Origin of the sequence: Streptomyces sp. CA2R106, from assembly GCF_037034245.1 — a bacterium.
In the GTDB taxonomy this organism is placed as follows: Bacteria; Actinomycetota; Actinomycetes; order Streptomycetales; family Streptomycetaceae; genus Actinacidiphila.
The window spans coordinates 1-25042 of sequence record NZ_JBAGKC010000045.1 but is presented as its reverse complement, the minus strand read 5'-3'; the positions used below and the strand labels follow the sequence as shown (position 1 = coordinate 25042).

Genomic DNA, 25042 nt, shown 5'->3' with positions numbered 1-25042 from the left:
GTTCTGTGCGCATGGTCACCTCGTCACATGAGGCGATGCACCGGATCTTCCAAGAGGACGCCGGCATCTTCGCCCGGACCTTCGACCGGCTCGGCCTCCCCTTGGCCGAGCCGGTCGCGGTCTCCCTGCTGTCGCCCGACGCCACCGAGCTCATGCCGGTCGAGCGCCGTATCGACACCCTCCTCCAGATCGACAGCGCCGACGGCGAGAGCTATCTGCTCGCCATCGAGTCCCAGCGACGCAAGGACGCCGGCAAGTGCGCCAGTTGGGCGTACTACCTCAGCTACCTGCACACCAAGTACGGCAAGCCGGCGGTCCTCCTGGTCACCTGCCAGGACGAGCGGACGGCCCGCTGGGCCGAGGGGCCCTTCCACTACGGGATACCCCAGTGGCGCAGCATGACCGTGCGCCCCCTCGTGCTCGGCCCCCACAACGTCCCCGTCATCACCGACCCCGACGACGCCGTCCGCGACGTCCCGCTCGCCGTCTTCTCCGCCATCACCCACGGTCACAGCCGCGACGCGGATACCATGTTGAAGGCACTGAGCTCCGCGCTCCGGACGCTCGACGACGACACCGCGACGATCTTCCGCGAACTCACCGAACTCGGCCTGGGCACCGGCCCGGCAGCACAGATTTGGAAGGACCTCATGGCCATCGACACCTCCTTCTTCCGTTCCGCTTCCTCCCAGAAGCTCCGGGCGGAGGGCATTACGCGGGGTCTGTTCATTCTCGTCGAATCCCGTGGGATCACCCTCACCGACGAGCAGCACGCGAAGGCCGCCGCGTGCGAAGACCCCGCCGTGGTCGACGTGTGGTTCCGCCGCGCGCTCACCGCGACCACCGCTGAGGAGATCTTCACCGAGCAGCCCTCGGACGGCTGAACCCCTGCGCGGTCCCGGCGGTGGCCGTCTGCCTTGGGGGGAGGCGGGCGCTGGGCTGGGCGGGGGCGGGTAGCCTCCTGGGGTGGCTGGTGGGGACGGGTTGAGGTTCGCGTTCGGGACGTTGACGGTGGTGCCCGTACGGGTGACGCGGTGGGACCGGGAGGCCGCGCGGGGCGGCATGCGGGCGGCGCCGTTGGTGGGGGTGGCGGTGGGCGCGGTCGCGGGCGCGGTCGGCGCGGGCCTGCACGCGGTCGGCGCGAGCGCGCTGCTGTCGGCGGTGGGCGCGGTCGCCGTCCCGGCCGTGCTGACCCGCGGCCTGCACCTCGACGGCCTCGCCGACACCGCCGACGGGCTGGGCAGCGGCAAGCCCCCCGCGCAGGCACTGGACATCATGAAGCGCTCGGACATCGGACCGTTCGGCGTACTGACCCTGGTCCTGGTGCTGCTGGGCCAGGTCGCCGCCCTGACCGCCTGCTACGGGCACGGGTGGGTGTACGGCGCGACCTCCGCGGTGGCCGGCGCCGTCGCGGGACGCGTCGCGATGACGCTCGCGGCCCGCCGCGGGATACCGGCGGCCCGCCCGGGCGGCCTCGGCGCGGCCGTCGCCGGCGTGCTGTCCCCCCGTACCGCGTGGACCGTCGCCGCGGGGTGCGCCGGGCTCGCCGCACTCGCCGGCGCGGGCTTTGCGGGCCTGACCTGGCTCCGCTTCCTGCTCGCCGCGGCCCTCGCCGCCACCGCCGCCGAGTCGCTGCTGCGCCGCTGCCGTACCCGCTTCGGCGGGGTGACCGGCGACGTGTTCGGCGCCCTGTGCGAGACCGCCGCGACCTGCGCCCTCCTCGTCCTGTCGCTGCGCTGACCGCGTGGTCCGCCCCGCCGCAGCGGGATGCGGACACGTCCGCCTGCCCGCCCGCTGAGCCGCAACTCGGCAGCGTAGGCTCGACGGAGGGCTGCTCCGGCGTCGTGGTGGCCCGCACACCTTCGACCGTTAGGACCCCACCCACCGTGACTGCACTGACACTAAGCGCCTCCTCCGCCGCAGCGCTGCGCGCGGATGCCGTCGTCGTAGGCGTGACCAAGGGCCCGAAAGGCCCGCGCCTGGCGCCGGGAGCGGACGCCGTGGACGACGCATTCGGCGGCAAGCTGGCCGCCGTCCTCGAGACCCTGGGCGCGTCCGGCGCCGAGGGCGAGTCGACCAAGGTGCCCTCCCCCGACGGCGTGAAGGCTCCCGTGGTGCTCGCGGTCGGCCTCGGCGAACCCGCGGGAGACGGCGAGCCGTACGACGCGGACGCCCTCCGCAAGGCCGCGGGCGTCGCCGCCCGCACCCTGGCCGGCGCCAGGAAGGCGGTCTTCGCCCTGCCCGCCGCTTCCGCCGCCGACGTGGAAGCCGTCGGCACCGGTGCGCTGCTGGGCGCGTACACCTTCACCACCTACCGGTCCGGGGACACGAAGGGCGCGCTCGGCGAGGTCACCGTGACCGGCGCCAAGCCGCGCGACAAGGAGCACAAGGCCGCCGCCGCGCGCGCCGTCGCGGTCGCCGAAGAGGTCAACCGGGCCCGCGACCTGATCAACACCCCGCCGAACGACCTCACGCCGACCGCGTTCGCCGCCCTCGCCCAGCAGGCCGGCAAGGAGCACGGCCTGAAGGTCGAGGTGCTGGACGAGAAGGCGCTCGCCAAGGGCGGCTACGGCGGCCTCATCGGCGTCGGCCGCGGCTCGGCCACTCCGCCCCGCCTGGTCAAGGTCGCCTACACGCACCCCGACGCGACCGTCTCGCTCGCCTTCGTCGGCAAGGGCATCACCTACGACTCGGGCGGCATCTCGCTGAAGCCGCCGGGGCACAACGAGACGATGAAGTGCGACATGAGCGGCGCGGCCGCCGTGTTCGGCGCGGTGCTGGCCACCGCGAAGCTCGGGCTGGCGGTCAACGTGACCGGCTGGCTGGCGCTGGCCGAGAACATGCCCGGCGGCAACGCGACCCGCCCCGGCGACGTGCTGAAGATGTACAGCGGCAAGACCGTCGAGGTGCTCAACACCGACGCCGAGGGCCGCCTGGTGCTGGCCGACGCGCTGGCCCGCGCCTCCGAGGAGTCGCCGGACGCGATCGTGGACGTGGCGACGCTGACCGGGGCGATGGTGCTCGCGCTGGGCGACGGCCGGTTCGGGATCATGTCCAACGACGACGACTTCCGCTCCAAGGTGCACGCCGTGGCGCTCGCCGAGGGCGAGGACTCCTGGCCGATGCCGCTGCCGCAGCAGCTGCGCAAGACGTTCGACTCGCCGGTGGCCGACATCGCGAACATGGGCGTGCGGCCCGGCGGCGGGCTGATCGCCGGGCTCTTCCTGCGCGAGTTCGTCGGCGAGGGCATCTCCTGGGCGCACCTCGACATCGCCGGCCCGGCCTTCCACGAGGGCGCGCCCTTCGGCTACACCCCCAAGGGCGGCACCGGCAGCGCCGTCCGCACCCTCGTGGGCCTCGCCCGTACCGCCGCCGAGGGCGAGCTGCTCTGACCGGCGCCCGTTGACCGCGCCGGTCGGCAAAGAGGTGGGCGAAGAAAAACGCCGTGAGTTAGCTCACACGCGGCCCCGGGTGAATCACCCGGGGCCGTACGTGCTACGCGCCTGCTGCGTCACACCGCCCGGCCCGATGCCTCACCGGCCGCCAACAAGTGCGAAGATGTGGGTCGGCACGACAGGGCCCCCTTTGAGACAAAGCGGCCGAACCAAAGCCGCCGTCCGGTCTAGGTGGACCGGCTCCGGCGAACCCCATGCATGGAGGACGTGACGTGGCGAACGACGCCAGCACTGTTTTCGACCTAGTGATCCTCGGCGGTGGCAGTGGCGGTTACGCGGCTGCCCTGCGTGCCGCACAGCTTGGACTCGACGTCGCCCTGATCGAGAAGAACAAGCTCGGGGGCACCTGTCTGCACCAGGGCTGCATCCCCACCAAGGCGCTCCTGCACGCCGGCGAGATCGCCGACCAGGCCCGTGAGAGCGAGCAGTTCGGTGTGCGGGCGACCTTCGAGGGCATCGACATCGCGGCCGTCCACAAGTACAAGGACGACGTGATCTCCGGCCTGTACAAGGGCCTGCAGGGCCTCGTGGCCTCGCGCAAGGTCACCTACATCGAGGGTGAGGGCCGGCTCTCCTCCCCCACCTCGGTGGACGTGAACGGCCAGCGCATCCAGGGCCGGCACATCGTGCTGGCGACCGGGTCCGTACCGCGCTCGCTGCCGGGCCTGACCATCGACGGCAACCGGATCATCTCCTCCGACCACGCCCTGGTCCTGGACCGGGTGCCGCAGTCGGCGATCATCCTGGGCGGCGGCGTGATCGGCGTCGAGTTCGCCTCGGCGTGGAAGTCCTTCGGCACCGACGTGACGATCGTCGAGGGCCTGCCCCACCTGGTGCCGGTCGAGGACGAGAACAGCTCGAAGCTGCTGGAGCGGGCCTTCCGCAAGCGCGGCATCAAGTTCAACCTGGGCACCTTCTTCCAGGGCGCCGAGTACACCGACAACGGCGTCAAGGTCACCCTGGCCGACGGCAAGACCTTCGAGGCGGAGGTGCTGCTCGTCGCCATCGGCCGCGGCCCGGTCTCGCAGAACCTCGGCTACGAGGAGCAGGGCGTCGCGATGGACCGCGGCTACGTCCTGGTCGACGAGTACATGCGCACCAACGTGCCGACCATCTCCGCGGTGGGCGACCTGGTGCCCACCCTCCAGCTCGCGCACGTCGGCTTCGCCGAGGGCATCCTCGTCGCCGAGCGGGTGGCCGGCCTCAAGCCGGTGCCGATCGACTACGACGGCGTGCCGCGTGTGACCTACTGCCACCCCGAGGTCGCCTCCATGGGCCTCAGCGAGGCGAAGGCCAAGGAGGTGTACGGCGCGGACAAGGTCGTCACGCTCAAGTACAACCTCGCCGGCAACGGCAAGAGCAAGATCCTCAAGACCTCGGGCGAGGTCAAGCTGGTCCAGGTGCGCGACGGCGCGGTCGTGGGCGTGCACATGGTCGGCGACCGGATGGGCGAGCAGGTCGGCGAGGCGCAGCTCATCTACAACTGGGAGGCGCTGCCCGCCGAGGTCGCGCAGCTCATCCACGCCCACCCGACGCAGAGCGAGGCGCTCGGCGAGGCGCACTTGGCGCTGGCCGGCAAGCCCCTGCACTCGCACGACTGACCCTCGAACACGCCACCCATCCGCACAGATCGTTAGGAGCAACCGCAACCATGGCGGTTTCCGTAACCCTGCCGGCGCTCGGCGAGAGCGTGACCGAGGGCACCGTCACCCGCTGGCTGAAGGCCGAAGGTGAGCGGGTCGAGGCCGACGAGCCCCTGCTCGAGGTCTCGACCGACAAGGTCGACACCGAGATCCCCTCGCCCGCGTCGGGCGTCCTGGCGTCCATCAAGGTCGCCGAGGACGAGACGGTCGAGGTCGGCGCCGAGCTGGCCGTGATCGACGACGGCTCGGGCGCCCCCGCCGCCCCGGCGGCCCCCGCGGCCGAGCCCGCCCCGGAGCCGGCGCCCGCGCCGACCCCGGCCGCCGCGACGCCGTCCACCGAGGCCGCGGCCCCCGCCCCGGCCCCGACCGCGCAGGCGGCCACCGGCGCGTCCGGCGCGTCCGGCACCGACGTGGTGCTGCCCGCGCTCGGCGAGTCCGTCACCGAGGGCACCGTCACCCGCTGGCTGAAGGCGGTCGGCGAGAGCGTCGAGGCCGACGAGCCGCTGCTCGAGGTCTCCACGGACAAGGTCGACACCGAGATCCCGTCGCCGGTCTCCGGCACCCTGCTGGAGATCCTGGTCCAGGAGGACGAGACGGCCGAGGTCGGCGCGAAGCTGGCGGTCGTCGGTGCGGCCGGTGCCGCTCCGGCCGCGGCCCCCGCGCCCGCCGCCCCGGCGCCCGCTCAGGCGGCCCCGCCGGCTCCGGCCGCGCCCGCCCCGGCCGCTCCGGCACCCGCTGCTCCGGCGCCCGCTGCTCCGGCTCCTGCCCCCGCTCCGGTGGCCCAGCCCGCCCCGGCCGCGCCCGCTCCGGCTCCGGCGGCCCCGGCCGGTGACGGCGCCTACGTCACCCCGCTGGTCCGCAAGCTCGCCGCCGAGAGCGGCGTGGACCTCGGCTCGGTGCGGGGCACCGGCGTCGGCGGCCGTATCCGCAAGCAGGACGTGCTCGCCGCCGCGGAGGCCGCCAAGGCCGCCGCGACGCCGGCCGCTCCCGCTGCCGCCGCGCCCAAGGCGGCGAAGTCCGTCGAGGTGTCGCCGCTGCGCGGCCAGACGGTCAAGATGACCCGGATGCGCAAGGTCATCGGCGACAACATGATGAAGGCCCTGCACTCGCAGGCGCAGCTGACCAGCGTGGTCGAGGTGGACGTCACCCGGGTCATGCGGCTGCGCGGGCTGGCCAAGGAGTCCTTCGCGGCGCGCGAGGGCGTGAAGCTCTCCCCGATGCCGTTCTTCGTCAAGGCCGCCGCCCAGGCGCTCAAGGCCCACCCGGTGATCAACGCCCGTATCAACGAGGACGAGGGCACGATCACCTACTTCGACTCCGAGAACATCGGGATCGCGGTGGACTCCGAGAAGGGCCTGATGACCCCGGTCATCAAGGGCGCCGGCGACCTGAACATCGCGGGCATCGCCAAGAAGACCGCCGAGCTGGCGGCCAACGTCCGGGCCAGCAAGATCACCCCGGACGACCTGGCGGGCGCGACCTTCACGATCAGCAACACCGGTTCGCGCGGTGCGCTGTTCGACACGGTCATCGTGCCGCCGAACCAGGCCGCGATCCTCGGCATCGGCGCGACCGTCAAGCGCCCGGTGGTCGTGGAGACCGCCGAGGGCACGGTCATCGGCGTCCGGGACATGACGTACCTGTCGCTCTCCTACGACCACCGGCTGGTGGACGGTGCCGACGCGGCCCGCTACCTGACCGCGGTCAAGGAGATCCTGGAGGCCGGCGAGTTCGAGGTCGAGCTCGGCCTGTGAGCGCGTTGCGCGCCTGAACCGCAGTGCTGACGGCGCCCCCGCAACCGGTCCCACCGGGTGCGGGGGCGCCGCCGCGCGGCAGGAGCGCGCCGGCCCGTTCACGGGTTCGGGCCGTCCCGACCGGCGGCAGCCCGGCCGCCCCGTCGTATCGTCGTAGGCACGCAACAGCGAAGGAGCGCGCCCCCATGGCCCAAGTCGCCGCCCCTCATCTGGTCGTGCACAGCCTGCGCGAGCAGATCCGCGAGCACATCCTCGACGGCATCGTCAGCGGACGCTGGAAGCCGGGCGAGCGGATCGTGGAACGGCGGATCGCGGTCGAGCTGGAGGTCAGCCAGACGCCGGTCCGCGAGGCGCTGCGGGAGCTGGAGACGCTGCGGCTGATCGAGTCCGCGCCGAACAAGGGCGTGCGGGTGCGTGGTCTGACGGCCGCGGACGTCAAGGAGAGCTACCCGGTGCGGGCCGGCCTCGAGCAGGTCGCGGCGGAGCTGGCGGCGGCCGCGCTGGCTGAGGACCCGGGCCCGCTGGAGCGCGAGGTGGCCGCGCTGCGGGCGGCCGACGCCGCGCTGGACGACGAGGCGCAGGTCCGGCACACCGTCGCCTTCCACCACGAGCTGGTCCGCGCGGCCGACAACGGCGTGCTGCTGCACGTGTGGGAGTCACTGGGCATCGAGGTGTGGACCACGCTGTCGATGCGCTGGCTGAGCCCCGCGCCGCGCGCCTACGCCGACGAGCACCAGGAGCTGGTGGACGCGTTCACCGCCCGCGATCCGCGGATCGGCGAGCTGATCAAGTCCCATGTGCTGAGCTGCGCCCCGCAGGTGTAGCCGCGGGGCGGGCGCCTGCCGTTGGGCGGAGCGGAGCCCGGCTGCCCCTTCGGTAGGGTGGGGCGGGCGGGGCGTGGGCCGCTGTTTCCCAGGCGAAGCCCAGGTGTCACTGGGTGCCCCGAAGGCTGGCACCCCGTGCCGACCTGTGGTTACTTCCCGGCAACCCATTGATCGATCATCGATCGCGGCGTAACGTCGATCGGCGGGGAGCTTCCTGTCGTGCCCGACTCACACTTCCCACCACCCTCCCTCCGTTGTCTGGAAGGCGGCACACACCCATGCCTGACGCCGTAGGCCGTACCCGGCCGAGTCAGCTCGACCAGATCCCCGACATCGACCCGGAGGAGACCGCGGAATGGCGCGCGTCCCTGGACGCGGTCGCCAAGGCCGCGGGCCCGCACAGGGCGGCGTACCTGATGCGCCGCACCCTGGAGAGCGGTAGCGAGAGCGGCCTGAGCCTGCCGACGCCGCTGGAGACCGAGTACATCAACACCATCCCCACCGCCGCCGAACCCGCCTACCCGGGTGACGAGGCGCTGGAGGCGCGGATCACCGCCTGGAACCGCTGGAACGCGGCGGCGATGGTCACCCGCGGCAGCAAACTCGGCCTCGGCGGCCACATCGCCACCTTCGCCTCGGCCGCCTGGCTCTACGAGACCGGGTTCCAGCACTTCTTCCACGGCAAGGAGGGCGCCGGCAGCGGCGACCAGCTCTACATCCAGGGCCACGCCTCCCCCGGCATCTACGCCCGCGCGTTCCTCGACGGCCGCCTCACCGAGGCGCACCTGGACCGCTTCCGCCAGGAGGCCGGCGGCGACGGCCTGCCCTCCTACCCGCACCCGCGGCGGCTGCCGTGGCTGTGGGAGTTCCCGACCGTGTCCATGGGCCTCGGCCCGCTCTCGGCGATCTACCAGGCGCGGTTCAACCGCTACCTGGAGCACCGCGGCATCAAGGACACGTCCGGCTCGCACGTGTGGGCGTTCCTCGGCGACGGCGAGATGGACGAGCCGGAGTCGACCGCCGCCCTGGCGCTCGCCGCCCGCGAGGGCCTGGACAACCTGACCTACGTCATCAACTGCAACCTCCAGCGGCTGGACGGCCCGGTCCGCCCGAACTTCAAGATCGTGCAGGAGCTGGAGGCGCAGTTCCGCGCCGCCGGCTGGCACGTGGTGAAGGCGCTGTGGGGCGCGGCCTGGGACGAGGTGCTGGCCCAGGACACCGACGGCGCGCTGCTGCGGCGCCTGCGGGAGACCCCGGACGCGCAGTTCCAGACGTACGCCACCCGCGACGCGGCCTACCTGCGCGACCACTTCTTCGGTGCGGACGCCTCGCTGCGCACCATCGGCGCGAAGCTCACCGACGCCAAGCTGCTGGAGCTGTTCCAGACCTCGCGCGCCGGCCACGAGCCGCGCAAGGTGTACGCGGCCTACCGCGCGGCGATGGAGCACAAGGGCGCGCCCACGGTGATCCTCGCGCAGACGGTGAAGGGCTACACGCTCGGCGCCGGCTTCGAGTCGCGCAACGCCAACCACCAGATGAAGAAGCTCACCGGCACGCAGTTCCGCGCCATGCGCGACCTGCTGGAGCTGCCGATCCCGGACAGCGCGCTGGACGCGGACGTGGTGCCGTACTGGCACCCGGGCGAGAACTCCCCCGAGATCCAGTACCTGCGCGAGCGCCGGGCGGCCCTGGGCGGTCCCGCGCCGGCCCGCAAGGTGGCGGCCGCACCGCTGCCGCTGCCGCCGGAGAAGGCGTACAAGCCGCTGGAGAAGGGGTCCGGCACCCAGGAGATCGCCACCACCATGGCGTTCGTCCGGCTGGTGAAGGACCTGATGCGGGAGAAGGAGACCGGGCGCCGCTGGGTGCCGGTCGTGCCCGACGAGGCCCGCACCTTCGGCATGGAGTCGCTCTTCCCGTCCGCCGGGCTGTACTCGCCCAAGGGCCAGACGTACGACCCGGTCGACCGCGACCAGCTGCTGTACTACAAGGAGGCGAAGGACGGCCAGATCCTCAACGAGGGGATCACCGAGGCCGGTTCGCTCGCCGACTTCACCGCCGCGGCCACGTCGTACGCCACCCACGGCGAGCCGATGATCCCGTTCTACATCTTCTACTCGATGTTCGGGTTCCAGCGGACCGCGGACCAGTTCTGGGCGCTCGCCGACCAGCTCGGCCGCGGCTTCGTGATCGGCGCCACCGCGGGCCGCACCACGATGACCGGTGAGGGTCTCCAGCACGCCGACGGCCACTCGCACCTGCTCGCCTCCACCAACCCGGCGGCGATCTCCTACGACCCGGCGTTCGCGTTCGAGGTCGCGGTGATCGTCCGCGAGGGCCTGCGGCGGATGTACGGTCCGGCCGTCGAGGGCGAGGACCAGGACGTCTTCTACTACCTGACGGTGTACAACGAGCCGAAGGTGCAGCCCGCCATGCCCGAGGGCGTGGAGGAGGGCATCATCAAGGGCCTCTACCGCTACCAGGAGGCGGCGCCCGCCGCCGCGGACGCCCCGCGCACGCAGCTGCTGGCGTCGGGCACCGCGATCCACTGGGCGCTGGAGGCGCAGCGGCTGCTCGCCGAGGACTGGGGTGTGGCCGCGGACGTGTGGTCGGCGCCGTCCTGGACGGAGCTGCGGCGCGAGGCGCTGGCGTGCGACGCGGCGCGGCTGCGCGGCGAGGACCGGGTGCCGTACGTGACCCGGGCGCTGGCCGGCGCGCCGGGGCCCGTGGTCGCCGTCAGCGACTGGATGCGGGCGGTGCCGGACCAGATCGCGCCGTGGGTGGAGCAGGACTGGACGTCGGTGGGCACCGACGGGTTCGGGCTCTCCGACACGCGTGAGGCGGCCCGCCGGCACTTCGGCGTGGACCCGCAGTCGCTGACCGTGCAGGCGCTGGCGGCGCTGGCCCGGCGCGGCGAGGTCAAGCCGGAGACGGTGAAGGAGGCCGCGGAGCGCTACGGGCTCTGAGGCACGGTGTGCCGTCCGGTTCCGGGTGCTTCCCGGTCCGGCCGGTGAACGCGGTACGGCGGCGGGTCCCTGACCGGAGGGGCCCGCCGTCGGCGCATGTCCGGGCACGGGTCGCATCCGGTGCGAAACGCGCCCGCCGGGAACGGCGCGTTTTCCTACGGCGGCCGCCGTGACGTGGGAATCCGCGCCGCGGAAGGGATTGCGGGCACCTACACCGACCGGTTAGGTTCCCCCGGATGCCTACCAAACACCGGCGGCTGACCTCCCCCACCGACGACGACGTCCGCGCGTGGCACCGGGTGCGGTCCGCGGCGCTCGCCCACGACCGCCCGGGCGAACCGCTGCCGACCCTCGCCGAGGTGCGCACCGCGCTGACCACCGTCGGGCCCGGCAGCCGGCTGGCGCTGTGGCTGGCGTACGGCGCGAACGGCGAGGGGGTGGCGACGGCGAAGCTGCGGCTGCCGACCGCCGAGAACAGCGGCCGCCTGGCGTCGGTGGAGCTGACCGTCCATCCCGCGCACCGCAGGATGGGCATGGGGTCGCGGCTGCTGACCACCGCGGTGGCCGCGGCGGCCGAGGAGAACTGCCGCCGGCTGTCGACGGAGGTGCTGGCCGGCACCCCGGGCGAGAGCTTCCTGTCCACCCGGGACTTCGTGCCCGCGCTCCGGCTGACCTGGCAGCGGCTGCTGCTGGCCGAGATACCGGAGCGGATCGTGAAGCTGCCGGACGTGCCGCACCCCGGCTACCGGCTGGCGTCCTGGGAGGGCGCGCCGCCGGACGCGCTCGCGGACTCCTTCGCCGCGGCCCGGGCCGGGCTGGCGGACCAGCCGACCGGCGGCCTGGCCGTGACGTGGACCCAGTGGGACGCCGAGCGGGTGCGCAGGACCGCGGAGTTGGCGGCCCGGCGCGGTGAGCGGCTGCTCAACCACGCGGCGGTCAGCGTCGCCGACGGGTCCGTGGCCGGGTACACCAAGCTGACGCTGCCCGCCGAGGCCGCCGCCGGCGGCGGGGCCCGCGCCAAGCAGCTCGACACCGCGGTGCTGCCCGCACACCGCGGGCACGGGCTGGGGCTGTGGCTGAAGTCCGCGATGCTGCGGCACCTGGTCGACGGCCACCCCGAGGTGGCGGAGGTCGTCACGAACACGGCGGACGACAACCGGCACATGCTGGCGGTGAACGCCGCGCTCGGCTTCCGGCCGCTGCGGCGTACCGTGGCCTACCAGCTGCGGCTGGCGTGACCTTCCCGGGTGCCCCGTCACCCGTTCGTGGGGCCGCCCGCCGGCGGCGGGCCGGTCGCGCACCTGCCCGGGCCCCTCGATACGGCCGCCGCGCAGTAGCGTGGTCGCGTTGCACGGGGTATCGCCGCACGGGAAGCTGGACGCGTGATGGACGAGACGGAGTTCTGGGAGATCGTCGACCGGGCGCGTGAGGCGGCGGAGGGCGATCCGGAGGAGCAGGCCGACCTGGTGGTGGAACGGCTGGCCGGCCTCGACCCGGACGCCGTGCTGGACTTCGCGCGGCACTTCGAGACGCGGTTCAACCGGGCGCTGTCGTGGGAGCTGTGGGGCGCCGCGGACGTCATGCTGGGCGGGGTGGACGAGGACGCGTTCGACTTCTTCCGGTGCTGGCTGATCGGCCAGGGCCGGCACGTCTTCGAGGGCGCCCTGCACGCCCCGGACGACCTGGCGTTCCTGGTCCCGGAGTTCGACCCCGAGGCCGACGGCGACGCCGAGGACCTGGGGTACGCCGCCGACGAGGCGTACGAGCAGCTGACCGGGGTGCGGCTGCCGGATCTGGAGCTGCCGCCGCGCCAGGACCCGGAGGGCGTGCGCCCGGACTTCGACGACGACGCGGCGATGGCGGAGCGCTTCCCGCAGCTGTGGGCGCGCTTCGGGTAGCGCGCCGGGGCGACCGGGCACAATGGCCCCCATGCGTATCGCAGTCACCGGCGCCTCCGGGCTGATCGGCTCCGCCCTGTCCGCCTCTCTGACGGCCGACGGCCATGAGGTGGTCGCACTGGTCCGGCGCGCCCCGGCCGGCCCCGGAGAGGCCCGCTGGGACCCGCGGGCGGGCACCGTGGACGAAGGGGCGCTCGCTGGCTGCGACGCGGTCGTCCACCTGGCGGGTGCGCCGGTCGCGGCGCGGCGCTGGAGCGACCGGCGCAAGAAGGTGCTCCTCGACAGCCGGGTGGACGGCACCGCCACGATCGCGCGGGCGATGGCCGCGCTCGACCCGAAGCCGCGGGTGCTGGTGGCCGGCAGCGCGATCGGCTACTACGGCGACACCGGCGACCGCTTCGTGGACGAGGACAGCCCGGCGGGCAGCGGCTTCCTGGCCGACCTGGTCCAGGCGTGGGAGGCGGCGGCCGACCCGGCGCGCGCGGCCGGCATCCGCACGGTGCACGCGCGCACCGGCCTGGTGGTCTCGCCGCAGGGCGGGGCGTGGGGCGCGCTGTTCCCGTTCTTCCGGGCCGGGCTGGGCGGGCGGCTGGGCAGCGGGCGGCAGTACTGGAGCTTCATCTCGCTCGCCGACGAGATCGCCGCGCTGCGGTTCGCCATCGACCACGAGGAGCTGTCCGGGCCGGTGAACCTGACCGCGCCGGACCCGCGCACCAACAGCGAGATCACCGCGGCGATGGGGCGGGTGCTGCACCGGCCGACGGTGCTGCCGGTGCCGTCGTTCGCGCTGCGCGCGGTGCTCGGGGAGTTCGCCGGCGACGTGACGGGCAGTCAGCGGGTGCGGCCCAAGCGGCTGCTGGACGCCGGGTTCCCGTTCGCGCACCCGGACATCGACGGGGCGATCAAGGCGGCGCTGCCCCCGCGCAACCAGGTCTGAGGAGCGCGGCAGCGCGGCCGTACGGTGGCGGGCCCTGCGGCCGTATGCCAGCGGCGGCGCGTCCGCGGGGCCGTACGGCCGGAAAGCTCGCCGGAAAGGGCCGGATCGGGCCGGTCCGCCCCGCATCCTTTGCCTTTGATGAGGGCATGACCTTTAGCAGCGTTTCGCGCGGGCCGGTGCCGACGGCCGGCCGCCGGGCGGAAGCGGGCAGTTGACGGTGCGTCGGCGGAGCAGGGCCGCCTGCCGCACCCGCCCGCCCCCGCCCCCCGCGCGGGCGCGAGCGGGGATCGGACCCGACCTCGGGAGGGGCATCGTGCTCGCACCAGCACGCCCGCACAGCACGGCCGCGGCCACGGACGTGATCGTCATCGGCGCCGGACCGGCCGGCCTGGCCGCCGCGCACCACCTGACCGAAGGGGGGATGCGCGTCACCGTCCTGGAGGCCACCGAACGCGTCGGCGGGCGGATGGCCACCGACAGCGTGGACGGCTTCCGGCTCGACCGCGGGCCCCAACTGCTCAACACCGCCTACCCCGAGCTGTCCCGCACCCGCGGGCTGCGCGGGCTGCCGCTGGCCCCGCTCGCGCCCGGCGCGCTCGTCCACTCCGCCGGCCGCACCTTCCGGGTCGGCGGGCCCCGCGGCACCCGCGCGTCCTTCGGCTCGGCCCGCGACCGGGCCCGGCTCGGCACCGCGCTCGACCGGCTCGCCGCCACCCCCACCCACCGCATCACCGCCCGCCCCGAGAGCACCGCCGCCCTCGCGCTTTCCGGGCGCGGCTTCGCGCCCCGCACGGTCGAGCACTTCCTGCGGCCGCTGCTCGCCGCGCTGCTGTGCGACGCCGAACTCGGCACGTCCAGCCGGGTGGCCGACATCGTGCTGCGCGGCTTCGCCCGGGGCCGGTCCTGCCTGCCGGTGGGCGGCGCCGCCCGTCTGCCCGAACGGCTCGCCGCCGCCCTCCCGCCGGGCACCATACGGTTCGGGGTGCGCGCCGCCCACGTCGCCGCCAACGCCGTGCACACCACCGACGGCGCCGAACTCCCCTGCCGCGGCGTGGTCGTCGCCACCGACGCCCACGCGGCCGCCGCGCTCCTGCCGGGGCTGCGCGTGCCCGGCTTCCACCCCGTCACCGTGGTCCACCACGCCGCGCCCACCGCACCCACGGCGCCCCTGCGCGAGCCCGTCCTCGTCCTCGACGCCGACCGCCTCGGGCCGGTCTCCCACACCTACGCGGCCACCGCCGTCGACCCGACCCGTGCTCCGCGGGGGCGCACCCTCGTCACCTCCGTCCTCCTCGGCCCCCCGCCGGACGGCTCCGACGACAAGACCGTCCGCGCCCACCTCGCGGACCTCTACGGCACCTCCACCGACCACTGGGACCTGCTCTCCCTGCGCACCACCGCGCACTGCGTCCCCGCCATGCCCCCGCCCCACGACCTGCGCCGGCCCGTCCGCCTCCTCGCCGGCCTCTACGTCTGCGGCGACCACCGCGACACCTCCACCCTCCAGGGCGCCCTCTTCTCCGGCCGCCGCGCCGCCTCCGCGGCCCTGCGCGACCTCACCGCCCACACCCCACCCCGCGCGGCCTAGCGCCCCCGGGTGTTGCGCCTTGCGGCGGGGCTGCCGGCTGTGGCGGGAAGGGCCGCAGGTGGGCAGGGGCGCGAGGAACTGCGCGACCAGCCACACCCCACCCGCACACAAACCCACCACCGCAAGGGGCACCCCCCAGGGGCGCGGGGAACTGCGCGACCGGCCACGACGCGCCTCGGCCCGGCCACCCACATGGCCCCCCACCCCCGTTCCCGCCCCCGACCCGCGTCCGCGCCCCCGTCCCGCGGGAACGGCGAACCGCCCACCCGCCAAGCCCCGCCGGCAAGGCGTTCAGCGGGGCAACGCGGCAATGCGGTCGTGAAAGGCACGTACGGCGACCGTGTCGCGGAAGGGCTCGAGCCGTTGCCGGAAGTCCCGCACATACTCGGCGGCCCGCACCGACCTCATCTCGCTCGCCCCCCGCACCACCTCCACCCCGTGCGCACACGCCGCCTCCACCTCGCCGAGCCCGAGCCGCGCACACGCCAGCACCGTGCGGCAGAACAACCGGCTGCGCGCGTACGCCGCCGCCCTCAGCTGGAGCGACCGCTCGGCGTACTGCACCGCCGCCCGGTACTGCCGCAGGTCCCGATGGCAGTGCGCGAACTCGTCCGCGAGCTGCGCCTCGTCGAAGAAGCGCACCCACCCGGGCACCTCGTCCCCGCCGCGGGCGGCGGCCAGCGACCGCTCGGCCCGCGCCAGCGCCGCCGCACAGGCCCGCGCCTCCCCCAGCAGCCCGTGCCCGCGCGCCTCGGCCGCGTGCAGCAGCGCGTGGACGACCGCGGGCGCCGCGGACCCGACCCCCTGCTGCGCGACCCGGGCGAGCTGCACCGCCTCCCGCCCGTGCCCGAGGTAGACGGCCTGGCGGCTCATCGTCACCAGGACGTAGCTGCCGTAGGCCCGGTCCCCCGCCGCCTGCGCCAGCCGCAGCGCCTGCACGAAGTACCGCTGCGCGAGGCCGTGTGCCCCGATGTCGTAGGAGGTCCACCCGGCGAGCCGGGTGAGGTCGGCGACGGAGGCGAACAGCCGGCGGCCGAGCGCCTCGCCGTAGGAGCCGCGCAGCAGCGGCTCGGCCTCGTGCTCCAGGTAGCGGACCAGGGCCTGCCGGGCGTGCCCGCCGCCGTACGCGTGGTCGAGGGAGCGGAAGAGGTCGCCCACGGCCCGTACGGCCGCGATGTCGCCCGCGCCGACCCGCCCGGCCGCGCCGCCCCCGGACGCGGGCCCGGTACCGCCGAGCACGACGAACGGCTCGCCGTCCCCCGGCCCGCGCCCCTGCACCGGCACCCGCGCGCCCCGCCCCGGCCACGCCCCCGGGGCCGGTGCCCCGCCGCCCGGTTCGGCGGGCGGCGGCGCACCCGAGGGCGCCGCCAGGCCCCCCGGCGGCGCCCCCTGCCCCACACGCTCGTCGGCCCGCCCGATCAGCCAGTCCCGGCTGGGCACCACCAGTCCCGCCGGGGTGAACGCGATCTTCCGCAGCTCGGCCTGGTTCCCGGTGTCCTTGCGCCACAGCCCGCTGACGATGTCCACCGCCTCCTCGGGCGTCGCCGCGTACTCCAGGCCCGCGTAGACCGGCGCGCACGCGTCCAGCCCGAGGTCGGGGGCGGCCAGCCGGCGGCCGAGGCGCTGCGTGAAGACCTCGGCGATCAGCGCGGGGGTGGTGCCGCGCGGCTGCTGGCCGCGCAGCCAGCGGGTGATGGACGTCTTGTCGTAGCGGAGGTCGAGCCCGTGCTCGACGCCGAGCTGGTTGACCCGGCGGGCGAGTCCCGCGTGCGAGAAGCCTGCCTCCGCGATGATCTCCGCGAGTTTGGTGTTGGCCCGGTGGTGCCGTTCGGTACGCGCAGTACGTTCGGTACGTTCGGTACGCGCCTGGCGGGGCGCCTCGCTGGTCGGAAGGTTCGGCGTTCGCTGCGTGGGGCGGTCCGTCATCGGCAGTACGGTCCACTTCCTCTGGGCGGTGAGACAGGATCGGCGCGAATGTAACGGTCAGTGCTGGGAAGCTCACCGTAAGAGCCGGATATTCGCCCGAACGGGCTACGAGTAGCGGCATTCCGGACACACCCGGCGCGGCTGGATTCCGCCGCCCCGCAGCGTTGTCCACAGCCGCGCGGAGCCCGCGGCACGCCCGCCCCGCGCGCCGCCGTACAGTTGCTGAGGTGCGTACGGCCGCACCACCAGCCGCGGCCCGCAGCGCGCCTCCGTCGCGCACCGCAGAGGAGTAGGAGTAGCCGTGAGCGAACTGCGCTTCGTCCACCTGGGGTTCGGCGCCGAAGCCGTCGAGTACGAATCGGCGTGGCAGGAGCAGCGCCGCGTGCACGCGGCCCGGTTCCTCGACGAGGTGCCCGACACCTGCCTGCTGCTCGAACACCCGCCGGTCTACACCGCCGGCCGCCGCACCGCGGACAGCGAACGCCCGCTCGACGGCACCCCGGTGATCGACGTGGACCGCGGCGGCAAGATCACCTGGCACGGCCCGGGCCAGCTCGTGGGCTATCCGATCATGAAGCTGCCCCGCCCGGTCGACGTGGTCGCCCACGTCCGCCGGCTGGAGGACGCGCTGATCGCGGTGGCCGCCGACTTCGGCGTGGCGACCTCCCGCGTGGAGGGGCGCAGCGGCGTGTGGGTGCTGGGCGACCCGGTGCCGCAGCAGCCCGGCGGCCTGACCCTGGACTTCGACCCGCGGCTGGCCGACGAGGAGTTCGACCCGCGGCTGAGCGGCCCGGAGTACGCCCCGTCGAACGCCGGGCAGCGCCGTGAGGACCGCAAGCTCGCGGCGATCGGCATCCGCGTCGCCAAGGGCGTGACCATGCACGGCTTCGCGCTCAACTGCGACCCGGACAACACCTGGTTCGACCGGATCGTGCCGTGCGGCATCCGCGACGCGGGCGTCACCTCGCTCTCCGCCGAGCTGGGCCGGGACGTCACCGTGGCGGAGGTGCTGCCGGTGGTCGAGAAGCACCTGGCCGCGGTGCTCGGCAGCGCGGTGCTGCTGCCCCGCGCGGTGTAGGCGGAAGCAGGGAATGCCTTCTCCATGCCGCGGGTTGCACGGAGGACAGGCCATGGGAAGCACGGGCGTACGCTGGTGTTCGCCGTAGAATCGAAGCTTTAGAGGGAGCCGGTCGTGTCCGCAGTCGCACCCGACGGACGCAAGATGCTGCGCCTTGAGGTCCGCAACAGCCAGACCCCCATCGAGCGCAAGCCCGAGTGGATCAAAACCCGGGCGAAGATGGGTCCCGAGTACACGCAGATGCAGAAACTCGTGAAGAGCGAGGGCCTGCACACCGTGTGCCAGGAGGCGGGCTGTCCCAACATCTACGAATGCTGGGAGGACCGCGAGGCGACCTTCCTCATCGGCGGCGACCAGTGCACCCGGCGCTGCGACTTCTGCCAGATCGACACCGGCAAGCCGCTGGCCCTGGACCGGGACGAGCCGCGCCGGGTCGGCGAGTCCGTGCTCACCATGGACCTGAACTACGCCACGATCACCGGTGTCGCCCGCGACGACCTCGAGGACGGCGGCGCCTGGCTCTACGCGGAAACGGTCCGCCGCATCCACGCGATGACCGCCGAGCGCCCCGGCGGCCGTACGAAGGTCGAGCTGCTCATCCCCGACTTCAACGCCGAGCCGGCCCAGCTCGCCGAGGTCTTCGGCGCCCGCCCCGAGGTGCTCGCGCACAACGTGGAGACGGTGCCGCGGATCTTCAAGCGCATCCGCCCGGGCTTCCGCTACGAGCGCTCCCTCGAGGTGATCACCCGCGCCCGCGAGGCGGGGCTGGTCACCAAGTCCAACCTGATCCTGGGTATGGGCGAGGAGCGCGAGGAGATCAGCCAGGCGCTCCAGGACCTGTATGACGCGGGCTGCGAGCTGATCACCATCACGCAGTACCTGCGGCCCTCCGCCCGGCACCACCCGGTGGCGCGCTGGGTGAAGCCGGCGGAGTTCGTGGAGCTGAAGGAGGAGGCCGAGGAGATCGGCTATGCGGGTGTGATGTCCGGGCCGCTCGTCCGTTCGTCGTACCGGGCCGGGCGCCTCTTCCAGCAGGCCATCGACCGGCGGGCGGGCCTGGAGCCGGCCGTGGCCGCCGACGGTGCCGCTTTCATGTGAGATTGACCGGATGGTCACCGGCTGGTAACACGGTGTGGCGAGGCTTGGTCCTGCCACACCGTTGCCGTGCCGGGTCCTTCCGGGCGCCGGGGCCCCGGCTCCGCCGGTCCCGGCAGGGGCTTCCGGGCCTCGCACGGCACGTCCCGCTCCACCCGCAGCCTTCCTCGTTCCGCCTTCCTCCCGAGGGGACGCAATGCCGTCGTCGCCGTCCGAGCAGGTGCACGTTCCCGGCCGCCTCCTGACCGGGCTGCCACCCCGTCTGCGGCTCCAGCCGCGCTTCCGGCTCCAGCCGGTTCCGGCGGTTCCCGGCCACCGCCGGGGGTCCGACGCGGGGGCGGTCGCGGCTCCGGGGACAGGTCCGGTGGCGGGTACGGGTCCGGTGGCGGGTGCGTTGCGTGCCGTGGAGAGCTTCCTGCTCGGCGGCGGCCAGCAGACCGCCCGCAGGAACGCCTGGGCGGCGGTCGTGGCGGACCGGCAGCGCGCCAAGGACCGGCGGGAGGCCGAGCGCGAGATCGCGGCGCTCGCGGGCAGCGAGCGGGGCGAGGCCCTCGGACCGCGGTGACGGCGTACCGACAGGCCACGTATCCTTTGCCACATGGCGAGGAAGGAAACATCCGAGAGCAGTTCTGGACGGCTCGCACAGATCGTCCAGACATACAAGATGACCAGGCAGGCCGACTCTAAGATCGGTCTTGTCCTTGCGGCTGTGGGAATCGTCACCTTCGGTGTCATCCTCGCCCTCGGCTTCTTGATCAACCACCCGATCTACGCGGGCATCCTGGGCTTGCTGGTGGCCCTGCTGGCGACCGCGGTGGTCTTCGGCCGCCGCGCCGAGCGGGCCGCCTTCGGACAGCTGGACGGCAAGCCGGGCGCGGCCGCCGCCGTGCTGCAGAACGTACGGGGCTGGACCGTGACCCCCGCGGTGGCGATGAACAAGAGCCAGGACGTCGTCCACCGGGCGGTCGGCCGGGCCGGCATCGTGCTGGTCGGCGAGGGCAACCCGAACCGGGTGAAGGGCCTGCTGGCCGCCGAGAAGAAGAAGGTCGCCCGGGTCGTCTACGACGTGCCGGTGCACGACTACATCGTCGGCGAGGACGAGGGCCAGCTGCCGCTGAAGAAGATCCGTACGACGCTGCTGCGGCTGCCGCGGTCGCTGAGCGGCCCGAAGACCACCGAGGTGAACGACCGGCTGCGGGCGCTCGGGGACCTGATGAGCAACATGCCGATTCCGAAGGGGCCGATGCCCAAGGGGATGCGGATGCCGCGGGGCCGCTGAACCGTCTGCGGGTCAAGACGCGTGAGAAGGGGTGCCGGGAGATCTCCCGGCGCCCCTTCCCATGTCTCCCGTGTCCGCCGCTCTTCCCGCGTCCGCCCGCGCCCTGCGGGCCCGGTTCAGATCCGGACCTGGACCGCCTTGGCCGCCTTGTCGTGCAGCCCGCGGGTGTCGCGGTCCCAGACCAGCGCGGGGATCACGAGCAGCAGCAGCACCGTACGGATCACCGCCGCCAGCGGGCTGAGCCGGCGTCCGTCGAGGCCGACCACCCGCAACCGGGTGATCATCTTCCCCGGGGTGCCGCCGACCAGCGACAGCCCGATCAGGCTGACCGCGCCGAAGACGGCGAGCGCCCAGTTGTTCGCGGAGTGCACGTCACGGTGCGCGATCAGGCCGTATGCGATCAGCACGCACAGCACCCAGTCGATGAAGATCGCCGCGATCCGGCGGCCGACGGACGCGATGGAACCCGGTCCGTCCTCGGGCAGGCCCAGCCGCTCACCGCGGTAGCCGAACTCGACGCCCATCTGCTCCGCGGCCGCGCGGGGCCCGGAGAGCCACGATCCCACTACTTCCCTGTTGTCCACGGCATCCACGGTAACCCCGGGCGCCCGCCGCCCACCGGGCGGGCACCGCGGGCACCCGCCGGCCGCCCTTGCGGCTCCTGGGCGACGGGCGTTCGGGGGCAAATCCACGGCGTCGCGGTTAACCTCTGCGAAACAAATGGGTCATGCTGGAGAAATCCCTGATCCCTATGGTCAGGGCAGTGTGCGCCACCGCACTGGCCGCACGTCTCGATCGCCGACCCCGACCCGCGGGGCCGGGCCTAGGAGGAGTTGGATGTTCCAGAACGCCGACGACGTCAACAAGTTCATCAAGGACGAGGACGTCAAGTTCGTCGACGTCCGGTTCTGCGACCTGCCCGGTGTGATGCAGCACTTCACGGTTCCGGTCTCGACGTTCGACCCGACCGAGGAACTGGCCTTCGACGGCTCTTCGATCCGCGGGTTCCAGGCGATCCACGAGTCCGACATGGCGCTCCGGGCGGACCTGTCGACCGCGCGTGTCGACCCGTTCCGGCGGGACAAGACGCTGAACATCAACTTCTTCATCCACGACCCGATCACCGGTGAGCAGTACAGCCGCGACCCGCGGAACGTCGCGAAGAAGGCCGAGGCGTACCTCGCCTCCACCGGTATCGCCGACACCGCGTACTTCGGCCCCGAGGCCGAGTTCTACGTCTTCGACAGCGCGCGCTTCGAGACCTCGGCGAACGAGTCGTTCTACCACATCGACTCCGAGGCGGCCGCCTGGAACACCGGCGCCACCGAGGACAACCGCGGCTACAAGGTCCGCTACAAGGGCGGCTACTTCCCCGCCCCGCCGGTCGACCACTTCGCCGACCTGCGCGCCGAGATCTCCCTGGAGCTGGAGGCGGCCGGCCTCCAGGTCGAGCGCCAGCACCACGAGGTCGGCACCGCGGGCCAGGCCGAGATCAACTACAAGTTCAACACGCTGCTCGCCGCGGCCGACGACCTGATGCTCTTCAAGTACATCGTCAAGAACGTGGCCTGGCGCAACAACAAGACCGCGACCTTCATGCCCAAGCCGATCTTCGGTGACAACGGCTCCGGCATGCACGTCCACCAGTCGCTGTGGACCGGCGGCTCCCCGCTCTTCTACGACGAGCAGGGCTACGCGGGCCTGTCGGACATCGCCCGCTACTACATCGGCGGCATCCTCAAGCACGCCCCGTCGCTGCTGGCCTTCACCAACCCGACGGTGAACTCCTACCACCGCCTGGTGCCCGGCTTCGAGGCCCCGGTGAACCTGGTCTACTCGCAGCGCAACCGCTCCGCGGCGATGCGTATCCCGATCACCGGGTCGAACCCGAAGGCCAAGCGCGTCGAGTTCCGCGCCCCGGACCCGTCCTCCAACCCGTACCTGGCGTTCTCCGCGCTGCTGCTGGCGGGCCTGGACGGCGTCAAGAACAAGATCGAGCCGGCCGAGCCGATCGACAAGGACCTCTACGAGCTGGCCCCGGAGGAGCACGCGAGCGTCCCCCAGGTCCCGACCTCGCTGCCGGCCGTCCTCGAGGCCCTCGAGGCCGACAACGAGTACCTCCAGGCGGGCGGCGTCTTCACCGAGGACCTGATCGAGACCTGGATCGACTACAAGCGCACCAACGAGATCGCCCCCCTCCAGCTCCGCCCGCACCCCCACGAGTTCGAGCTGTACTTCGACATCTAAGAGGCGAATCCCGTCGCTCCCTGCCTGACCTGCTCCTCAGCGGGTCGGGCGGGAGGGCGGCGGCTCGGACCGCTGCAGCATCGCCTCCCGCATCGAGGACGACGGGATCACCAGGGCCCGCGCCGGCCGTCCGCGCCTCTTGCGGCCGGCAGTAGTCACTTCTGCGGGTCGTGGCCCCAGTTCATCAGCGAGTACCGCCACGTGGTCGCGGTGACGTCACCGGAGGGGCGCTGCGCGAGGTGTCGGCGGACGTAGCCGGACACCTTGCGCATGTGGCGCTCGTCGTCGGCGTCGAGGTCGCCCTGGCGCGAGCGCAGCAGCTCCACGATCCGGCGGCCGGACGCGTGGCCAGAGCTCTCGCCGCCTCCCTTGTGCTGCCCGGCGTGGCGGGACTCGTCGGTGGCGAGCCACTCCTCCAGTTCCGACGCGGTCATGTTCACCGCGTCGTGGAAGTCGCGGACGGTGTCCTTCCGGTCGTCGTCCGCGCCGCCCGTCACCGGCCCTTCCCCTCGTGCCTGGGCCGCCTGGTCAGTGCGCTGGGCTTGTGCACGGCGGTGCCGCCGGACTTCTCGCTCCGCACTTCGTACTGCGGCTCGTGCGGCGAGGCGTCGACCGTGCGTCCGGCCGCCCGGCCCCTGCGGGTCAGCTTGCGCTTGACGGTGCCGATGGCGGTGCCTCCATGACTCCTCCAGCTCACCCGGTCGCCTTCGGTGATCTTCGCGTGCTTGGCCACGATGTCTCCGATCGTCGATTCCCCCTCAGGCCCGGCTGCCCCGATATCAGGCTTTCAGCTCCTTTCGCCCGTCCGTTCGGGCTCCTGCGCGGCGTCTCGCGCCCCGCCTTCGCGGAGCGGTTCCGGCTCGTCGCGGACAGTGGCGGCCGCGCCGAGCGTGTCGCGGACGACGCCCGGGCGTGGGTGCCCTCCGGTCCCTACGCGACGCGGTGCGACTCTCGCTGATCGACCGCGACCGCGATCCGTCTCGGGGCGAGGACACCGCGCCGCCGCGCGTCGAGACCACCGCCCGCCTGCGGCTCGACCCCGATGGCACTGTCCGCCTCGCCCCGGACTCGGTGGGCACCCGCGCGTTCGGGCAGCGCGTGCTTCTGGCGATCCACGACGCGCAACTCACGCGGACCTGGCGCCGCCTGAAGCTGTGCCGCAACCCCCAGTGCCTGGTGGCTTTCTGGGACAACTCGCGCAACCCCAGCGGCATATCCGCGCAACTCAAGATGATCAACGGTGGCCGCACCTGTACCCACACCGAGCCGCTACCAGCAAGGTCACGCTCTACGGCCGGAGTACCAGGCATCCGCTGCGAAGCAACGGCCGTTGTCGAGGTCCGTGAGGGTCGTGTCCGGTGTGGCCGCGGGGGCGGGTCGCGCTGACCGGGTGCGGGCGGGCCGCCTCGGCTCGGCGTCTGGCGGTCGGGGCGGGGTGGGGGAGAATGGGGGCATGCCTGAGTTGCCCGAGGTTGAGGCGTTGCGGGGGTTTTTGGCGGAGCACGTGGTGGGGAAGGGGGTGGAGCGGGTGTACCCGGTGGCGGTGAGTGCGTTGAAGACGTATCAGCCGGGGGTCGGGGATCTGGAGGGGCGGCGGTTCGGGGCGGTGGCGCGGTACGGGAAGTTCCTGGATCTGGTGGCCGATGACCTGCACCTGGTGATGCATCTGGCGCGGGCCGGGTGGGTGCGGTGGAGCGAGCAGCTGCCGGATGCGCCGCCGCGGCCCGGCAAGGGCCCGCTGGCGCTGCGGGTGCGGCTGGGGGAGCCGGCGGGGGCGGGGTTCGACGTGACGGAGGCGGGCACGCAGAAGCGGCTGGCGGTCTATGTGGTGCACGATCCGGCGGAGGTGCCGGGGGTGGCGCGGCTGGGGCCCGACCCGTTGTCGGCAGAGTTCACGCCGGAGGTGTTCGCGGGGATGCTGGCGGGTGAGCGGCGGCAGATCAAGGGGGTGCTGCGGGATCAGAGTGTGATCGCGGGGATCGGCAACGCCTATTCCGACGAGATCCTGCACGCAGCGAAGATGTCGCCGTACAAGCTCGCGGCGAACGTGTCGGGGCAGGAGGCGGCGCTGCTCTACGACATGATCGGCAGCACGCTGCGGGACGCGGTGGAGCGGTCGCGCGGACTGCCGCTGCGGGATCTGAAGGCGGAGAAGAAGAGCGGGCTGCGGGTGCACGGGCGCAAGGGCGAGCCGTGTCCGGTGTGCGGGGACACCATTCGGGAGGTGTCCTTCAGCGACTCGGCGCTCAACTACTGCCCCACCTGCCAGACGGGCGGGAAGCCGCTCGCGGACCGCCGCCTGTCGCGTTTTCTGAAGTAGGGGCGGGTCGGGTGGCCGGGCCCGGCGAGCGTCAT

At 73.2% G+C, this 25042-nt stretch carries 21 protein-coding genes; 17 read left to right on the top strand and 4 right to left on the bottom strand.

Going from position 1 to position 25042, the window contains the following annotated elements; translation table 11 throughout:
• Window positions 1-11: 11 nt before the first annotated feature.
• From WA788_RS33755 to WA788_RS33705, 11 genes are all read left to right on the top strand, one after another.
• Window positions 12-884, top strand: a complete 873-nt coding sequence (locus WA788_RS33755; RefSeq protein ID WP_335984138.1) for a hypothetical protein — start codon at window positions 12-14, stop codon at window positions 882-884.
• Between the two features lie 82 nt (window positions 885-966).
• Entirely contained in the window at window positions 967-1740 is a 774-nt protein-coding gene (locus WA788_RS33750; RefSeq protein ID WP_335984137.1) for an adenosylcobinamide-GDP ribazoletransferase, read from the top strand.
• Window positions 1741-1886: 146 nt separating this feature from the next.
• Complete coding sequence (locus tag WA788_RS33745; RefSeq protein ID WP_335984136.1) at window positions 1887-3392, top strand: leucyl aminopeptidase; 1506 nt, start codon at window positions 1887-1889, stop codon at window positions 3390-3392.
• A gap of 275 nt (window positions 3393-3667) precedes the next feature.
• A complete protein-coding gene (gene lpdA, locus WA788_RS33740) occupies window positions 3668-5056 on the top strand; it encodes a dihydrolipoyl dehydrogenase (protein WP_335984135.1) in 1389 nt (462 codons plus the stop codon).
• A gap of 50 nt (window positions 5057-5106) precedes the next feature.
• Window positions 5107-6852 (top strand): 2-oxoglutarate dehydrogenase, E2 component, dihydrolipoamide succinyltransferase, encoded by a 1746-nt coding sequence (sucB, locus tag WA788_RS33735; RefSeq protein ID WP_335984134.1) that lies wholly within the window; start codon window positions 5107-5109, stop codon window positions 6850-6852.
• Between the two features lie 185 nt (window positions 6853-7037).
• Window positions 7038-7676 (top strand): GntR family transcriptional regulator, encoded by a 639-nt coding sequence (locus tag WA788_RS33730; RefSeq protein ID WP_335984133.1) that lies wholly within the window; start codon window positions 7038-7040, stop codon window positions 7674-7676.
• A gap of 278 nt (window positions 7677-7954) precedes the next feature.
• A complete protein-coding gene (aceE, locus tag WA788_RS33725; RefSeq protein WP_335984131.1) occupies window positions 7955-10639 on the top strand; it encodes a pyruvate dehydrogenase (acetyl-transferring), homodimeric type in 2685 nt (894 codons plus the stop codon).
• A gap of 236 nt (window positions 10640-10875) precedes the next feature.
• Complete coding sequence (locus WA788_RS33720; RefSeq protein WP_335984129.1) at window positions 10876-11877, top strand: GNAT family N-acetyltransferase; 1002 nt, start codon at window positions 10876-10878, stop codon at window positions 11875-11877.
• Window positions 11878-12024: 147 nt separating this feature from the next.
• Window positions 12025-12537 carry a DUF4240 domain-containing protein gene (locus WA788_RS33715; protein ID WP_335984148.1) on the top strand — a complete coding sequence of 171 codons (513 nt, stop codon included), beginning with the start codon at window positions 12025-12027 and terminating at the stop codon, window positions 12535-12537.
• 31 nt (window positions 12538-12568) lie between these two features.
• A complete protein-coding gene (locus WA788_RS33710) occupies window positions 12569-13474 on the top strand; it encodes a TIGR01777 family oxidoreductase (RefSeq protein ID WP_335984128.1) in 906 nt (301 codons plus the stop codon).
• A 313-nt stretch (window positions 13475-13787) separates the two neighbouring features.
• Window positions 13788-15062, top strand: a complete 1275-nt coding sequence (locus tag WA788_RS33705) for an FAD-dependent oxidoreductase (protein ID WP_335984127.1) — start codon at window positions 13788-13790, stop codon at window positions 15060-15062.
• A 291-nt stretch (window positions 15063-15353) separates the two neighbouring features.
• Here the strand turns inward: WA788_RS33705 and WA788_RS33700 are convergent, their stop codons facing one another.
• Window positions 15354-16988: a regulator gene (locus WA788_RS33700; RefSeq protein ID WP_335984126.1), complete on the bottom strand. Its 1635-nt coding sequence runs from the start codon at window positions 16986-16988 to the stop codon at window positions 15354-15356.
• Window positions 16989-17289: 301 nt separating this feature from the next.
• On the opposite strand from WA788_RS33700, the gene lipB reads away from it, so the two are divergent.
• The 4 genes from lipB (at window position 17290) to WA788_RS33680 (ending at window position 20440) form a co-directional block, all read left to right on the top strand.
• Window positions 17290-18066 carry a lipoyl(octanoyl) transferase LipB gene (gene lipB, locus WA788_RS33695; RefSeq protein ID WP_335984125.1) on the top strand — a complete coding sequence of 259 codons (777 nt, stop codon included), beginning with the start codon at window positions 17290-17292 and terminating at the stop codon, window positions 18064-18066.
• A gap of 114 nt (window positions 18067-18180) precedes the next feature.
• Window positions 18181-19164 (top strand): lipoyl synthase, encoded by a 984-nt coding sequence (lipA, locus tag WA788_RS33690; RefSeq protein ID WP_335984124.1) that lies wholly within the window; start codon window positions 18181-18183, stop codon window positions 19162-19164.
• A gap of 361 nt (window positions 19165-19525) precedes the next feature.
• On the top strand, window positions 19526-19726 hold the full coding sequence (locus tag WA788_RS33685; protein WP_335984123.1) for a hypothetical protein: 201 nt from the start codon (window positions 19526-19528) through the stop codon (window positions 19724-19726).
• Window positions 19727-19759: 33 nt separating this feature from the next.
• Window positions 19760-20440, top strand: a complete 681-nt coding sequence (locus tag WA788_RS33680; RefSeq protein WP_335984122.1) for a DUF4191 domain-containing protein — start codon at window positions 19760-19762, stop codon at window positions 20438-20440.
• A gap of 116 nt (window positions 20441-20556) precedes the next feature.
• Here the strand turns inward: WA788_RS33680 and WA788_RS33675 are convergent, their stop codons facing one another.
• The gene (locus tag WA788_RS33675; RefSeq protein ID WP_335984120.1) at window positions 20557-21024 is read right to left on the bottom strand and encodes an RDD family protein; all 468 of its coding nucleotides are present in this window, start codon (window positions 21022-21024) and stop codon (window positions 20557-20559) included.
• Window positions 21025-21277: 253 nt separating this feature from the next.
• On the opposite strand from WA788_RS33675, the gene glnA reads away from it, so the two are divergent.
• Window positions 21278-22687 (top strand): type I glutamate--ammonia ligase, encoded by a 1410-nt coding sequence (gene glnA, locus WA788_RS33670; RefSeq protein WP_335984118.1) that lies wholly within the window; start codon window positions 21278-21280, stop codon window positions 22685-22687.
• A 155-nt stretch (window positions 22688-22842) separates the two neighbouring features.
• Here glnA and WA788_RS33665 read toward each other — a convergent pair whose 3' ends face one another.
• Together WA788_RS33665 and WA788_RS33660 are read right to left on the bottom strand one after the other, a co-directional pair.
• A complete protein-coding gene (locus WA788_RS33665; protein ID WP_335984116.1) occupies window positions 22843-23184 on the bottom strand; it encodes a DUF3140 domain-containing protein in 342 nt (113 codons plus the stop codon).
• The gene (locus tag WA788_RS33660; RefSeq protein ID WP_335984114.1) at window positions 23181-23420 is read right to left on the bottom strand and encodes a DUF2945 domain-containing protein; all 240 of its coding nucleotides are present in this window, start codon (window positions 23418-23420) and stop codon (window positions 23181-23183) included. The genes WA788_RS33665 and WA788_RS33660 overlap by 4 nt, the downstream gene beginning before the upstream one ends.
• 720 nt (window positions 23421-24140) lie before the next feature.
• Here WA788_RS33660 and WA788_RS33655 point away from each other — a divergent pair.
• Window positions 24141-25007 (top strand): Fpg/Nei family DNA glycosylase, encoded by an 867-nt coding sequence (locus WA788_RS33655; protein WP_335984112.1) that lies wholly within the window; start codon window positions 24141-24143, stop codon window positions 25005-25007.
• Window positions 25008-25042: the final 35 nt, after the last annotated feature.